The organism is Nostoc sp. (assembly GCF_036917395.1).
In the GTDB taxonomy this organism is placed as follows: Bacteria; Cyanobacteriota; Cyanobacteriia; order Cyanobacteriales; family Nostocaceae; genus Nostoc.
On the sequence record NZ_JBALDI010000069.1, the window covers coordinates 1 to 4,708 of the forward strand.

At 37.8% G+C, this 4,708-nt stretch carries 2 protein-coding genes and 3 pseudogenes; 1 reads left to right on the top strand and 4 read right to left on the bottom strand.

Features of this window, described 5'->3' with window-relative positions:
* Positions 1-106 precede the first annotated feature (106 nt).
* The gene (locus V7K46_RS23285) at positions 107-340 is read left to right on the top strand and encodes a VOC family protein (RefSeq protein ID WP_335117256.1); all 234 of its coding nucleotides are present in this window, start codon (positions 107-109) and stop codon (positions 338-340) included.
* A gap of 138 nt (positions 341-478) precedes the next feature.
* On the opposite strand, the gene V7K46_RS23290 is transcribed toward V7K46_RS23285, so the two are convergent.
* From V7K46_RS23290 to V7K46_RS32180, 4 genes and pseudogenes are all read right to left on the bottom strand, one after another.
* Positions 479-1,468, bottom strand: coding sequence for an adenosine kinase (locus V7K46_RS23290; protein WP_335117258.1), 990 nt, complete (start codon positions 1,466-1,468; stop codon positions 479-481).
* Positions 1,469-1,838: 370 nt separating this feature from the next.
* Positions 1,839-2,255: pseudogene (locus tag V7K46_RS23295) on the bottom strand (AAA family ATPase); the annotation flags it as partial.
* A 69-nt stretch (positions 2,256-2,324) separates the two neighbouring features.
* Positions 2,325-2,785: pseudogene (locus V7K46_RS23300) on the bottom strand (hypothetical protein); the annotation flags it as partial.
* Positions 2,786-3,106: 321 nt separating this feature from the next.
* Positions 3,107-3,960 (bottom strand): annotated as a pseudogene (locus V7K46_RS32180) (IS982 family transposase).
* Positions 3,961-4,708: the final 748 nt, after the last annotated feature.

Sequence of the window (4,708 nt, forward strand, 5' to 3'; positions counted from 1 at the left end):
CTTTCTACTACCTGGTTAACAGACATCTAAGCCTTTAATTCGGTTACATTCTGATGATCTAACTATTCGGCAAATTGTTCAAGTTATTTTTATATAATGCTTAACATTGTTTGCATTTGCCTCCAATGAACTAGCTAGCTCAAATCTAACTAACGGATTTCAAGAAAACAGCTTATCTGCTCAACCTGCTGGAATCGAAATTGCTTTCACAACAGATGATGTTGATGCAGCCTTCAATCGCGCTGTTAAAGCTGGTGCAGTTAGTTTAGTTGTGCCAAAACAAAAGCCTTGGGGACAAAAGGTTGGATATGTCAGAGATTTAGACGGTATTTTAATTTAAATTGCTAGTCTTATGTATACATTTAATTTTTGTCAGTTGAAAGTTCTTGGTGGATGGCGCTTTTCAACAAGCCTCAGTTGGTTATGAAGGCTTATACTTGGCATAAAATTTGACCCCTGAAAACTTTTCAAACACCCTCTAAACAGTAACTAATGCCTTTAATTCCTCAGTTTTTAATCTTGGCCCATAGGATGTAACAATCTTAGAAGCTGCGGCTGATGCTAATTTTCCGGCTTCTTCATAGCTCATACCTTGGGTAATTCCATAGAGGAAAGCTCCTGCATACATATCTCCAGCTCCGACTGTATCTACAGCTTTTACTTGAGGTGCAGGGATTTCGATTAATTTCTGACCATCAAATACTACTGAACCCTTGGCACCGCGAGTAATGGCAAATTTCTTACTCAAAGTTTTTAGTCTGTCTACAGCTACTTGAAAATCTTCTGTATCTGCTAGTTCTAATGCTTCACTTTCATTAGCAAAAACTAAGTCTAAACTAGATCCAATGATGTCTAATAAACCATCTTTAAAAAATTTCACCATGTTGTAATCAGATAAGGACATAGTGGTTTTTACTCCTGCTTTTTCAGCTATTTCTCTAGCCTTTATAGCTGCTTGTTTTGCTGTAGGAGAAGCCACTAAATATCCTTCGATATATATGTATTCTGAATCAGCGATCGCTGATGATACTAATTCTTGTGTAGAAAATTCTCCAGTAATTCCCAAAAATGTATTCATGGTGCGATCTGCATCGGGAGTTACTAGCACCAAACATTTACCTGTAATTCCTAATTGGCGGTCGCCATTTTTTAAGTTGGTATCTACCTGAGAGTTGAGTAAATCTTCGATGTAAAAGTCTCCAAATTCATCATTAGCTACTTTACAAGAATAAAAAGTTTTTCCTCCTAGTTGACTAATTGCCACTATTGTGTTTGCTGCTGACCCTCCACAACTCTTATGGCAATGAAGATTTTTGAGGTTTTCCAAAATATGATTTTGACTCTCTTCATCTAGGAGTGTCATTACACCTTTATCAATCTTTAACTCTTGTAGTAACTCTAGAGATACTTCGTATTCTATATCTACTAAGGCATTACCGACACCATAAACATCATATTTCTTGCCCATTATTTATCTCCGAGAATAATTTCTGTCTGACTTGAACAGAATTAATAATAACAGATAGGGAGCAGATAAGAGTTGGTTGGTCATCATTTCGTAAACCCGCATTTTTTCATGGTCTTTGGGCTACAGACAGCAGTTTTATCGGGAGCAAAGAAAATTCTAGCTCAAAGTATGCCCCATCTGAGATAGATATACTGAACGCGATCGCTACGAACCTAAAAGAGCGATCGCCCCCATAGAATCAGGAGACAATCGCTTTCTCATCAGTTCATGTTGCGAAACTTAGCAGCACGCAAAGATTGAGTTTTCGCTGCAACCACAGGACTACTAGCCCATCGTGCGGTGGATGCCCAAGTCTGCATACGCTCAACTACAATACAATGCGTTTATCTGTGGGTTTTAACCTGTAGTAAAGGTTTTTGACTTTGGATAAAATCTCGCAACTCAATTGGGGCGAGTTTTTAGCAATAAAGGGGTGAATATCTCCGAGGACAAATACACCATTCCCACTAAAATTAGCAATATAATCAAACACGTATAACAGAGGGTCAGCGTGTGGTGGTTTCTTGTACTCCGTAACTGGCTTAAACACCAATCCCCCATCTACTGCAATTAAACATTGTTCTAAGGTTGATACTCCCAAATTCCAGAAGAACACTGGACTTGATAGCTTGTTAGATGCCTCTGTAGTCAGCCACTGAATAATCGTCGCTTCATCAGGAGATAATACATCAACCGCAGCGATAGGGATTTGCGAATCTAGTGTGGAGAAAAGATTTGAGAGTTTCATTGTTTTTGATAAGGTAGTGGAGCTAGTTCATCGTGAGTATTAACAAGTCTCACGACCTGACTTTTCCCGTTAAGTCTCTCTAGCAAGCTGCCAACCTTCACAGAGGTCGTGCAATTTTAACCACCCGCGCCACAGTACCTGGATACTAATGGGTGTATTACGTCGATGTTCCAAGTAACTCCCTAAACGAGCGATGCCTGCCTGCGGCGGGCTGCGCCAACGCTTCTATAGCCCAACTAACTGTTAGCACCTTGGGGAGCTTGGGAGATTTAGCTTTTAAAATCCCAAGCTCAAGGGGATTAAGAATCTCAATGGCGGGGGCGAAAGGTTGGGTGCGGTGTAGATAAGTTAACTGCAAAAGCTCAACAGCAATCACACTTCAATTTACCAATTAAGGTCTTCATACCCTTAGCAGCAAGTCTGTATCTTTCTACCTGACACCCTGACTTAAAAATTTTATGATCCTCTTCCACTCGCCAACGGTAAGAATACCAATTTAAAATCGTAGAAGCTATCTGGATATCTGCGACAACTTAAAATTTGCTGATAGAATCCTAAAAATCTTCCTGCCGTTTGCTCGTTATCTAGAAAACGCAAGCTTATTGTTCTTAAATGTTCTGGTTCATCTTGAAACTCCCAATTATTTATAATATGTGACCTGAATAAACTAGCAATAAATAATTCTCAATTATTTATTAACCCAAGTTGCGGGTTATCGACTGATATGAACTTGTGACACTCAATTGATGCGATCGCGTACAAGAAGGTGGGGTTGGTGCGTAGCGCCAACCTGCCAGTGCCGTTGTAGTCAGCATTCAGCTACTGAAATAATTTTAAGTTGTATAAATTACTTATTCACTAAAAGCTTGTTGAAGAGTAAAAGAAAAAATGAATGCTTGTAGCTTAAGTAAAAACCCTTCATAAGTGACTGCGTGTATTGATTTTGGGAAAACACAAGTGATACTACTAAATACAGTTTCGATATAATGCCGAGTATGTTGTTTAATATATTGATTCCAAGGCTGATCCTGACGCTTGGAGTTCTTTTTTCGCATGACTTTTAAAGAAATTTGACTTGTTTGTTCCAAGTCATCCTCAATGGTGTAGTCTGTGTAAGCTGAATCACCATAAAGTTCACTACCAGGTGGGAGATTTAAAGGTAAGGCATTTAAGGCACGTACATCGTTGGCATTACCAGGCATAAATACAAATTTTACGGGAATACCATTTTTGGTTGTTAATAACTGAACTCGAACGCCATAAAAATATCGTTTTTTCGATGCGATGTAACCCGGAGGCGGAGCGTCTCCGGCTCCGCTCTATACTGCTCCGACTGGATTATTTTTAGATTAAAAATACGGATGTTATCGCAGATGGACACCGGAAACGAGTCTAAAAGATATTCAGTGGAATCACTAATTTCCTTCAGTACCATTCCCACTTGATCAAACAAGTCGTTGATTAACATTGAGACACTGTGTAATCTCCGGTTAAATCGTGACTTTTCTAACATATTACATATCAAGTTATGGTCTTTCATATAGCTACAAGCTTTGCTATGATTACCATTAAAGAACATCGCCGCACATATAGCCGTTGTAATAATTTCTGCGTCATTCATCTCTCGGCGACAGTCTTCACTATGTCTAATCGCCTTTAACAAGTCATCGATAATAGCATAGATAGTAATTATTTCGTTTAACATATTCCCCTCCGTTTTTCATCTCTGGAGGGGATTTTATTGTACAAAGCGGTCGCCTGAATCAATAACTAGCAACTTGGTTTATTAGTGATTTATCTCTATCTTTAGATTGTTCATTTGCCACAATTTAACATAGCTTTTAATTAAAAAATGGTTGTCCAGCAGTCCAAACTAATATCTTTTTTAAAATAATTAAATTTACTACTTTTCCTTCCAATTCTTTTGTTAAAACGAGATTCTCTTATAGCTTAAAACCCTAAACTCCTATTGATTTACTAATAGTGAATAGTGTATATTTTTATCTTAACTTAAATTTAATGGAGTTGTAACTCCGAAAAGAGCAAAGGTAATACGTTTATATTCAGGATTGATTGCTCGTTGATTATAACAAAACCAAATTCATGTAAAAAAATCATTACCTGAGAAATCTAAACTCAGAATGCTATCAATTTCATCAACAAAGATAAATAATTGTTTACCAGGAAAGTGAAGCTGTAATAATTCCTCAATAAACCACCTTTATCTTTCCAGTAAAGAGATATCTTCTTGTTCACGCCAGGGACTTCCAAAAAATAAATTACTCAAAAAATCAAGAGTCTCAACTTAAACGGTAATGAGAATCATTATGAGGAGGGTAAGAGGCGGTTGCCGTCGGCAACCGCCTCTTACCCGATCAAGTATCCATGAAAAACTTTGCATGTGGCAATTTTCAGGTGCATAATTATAATTAGTATTAATAATTTTGGTAGCC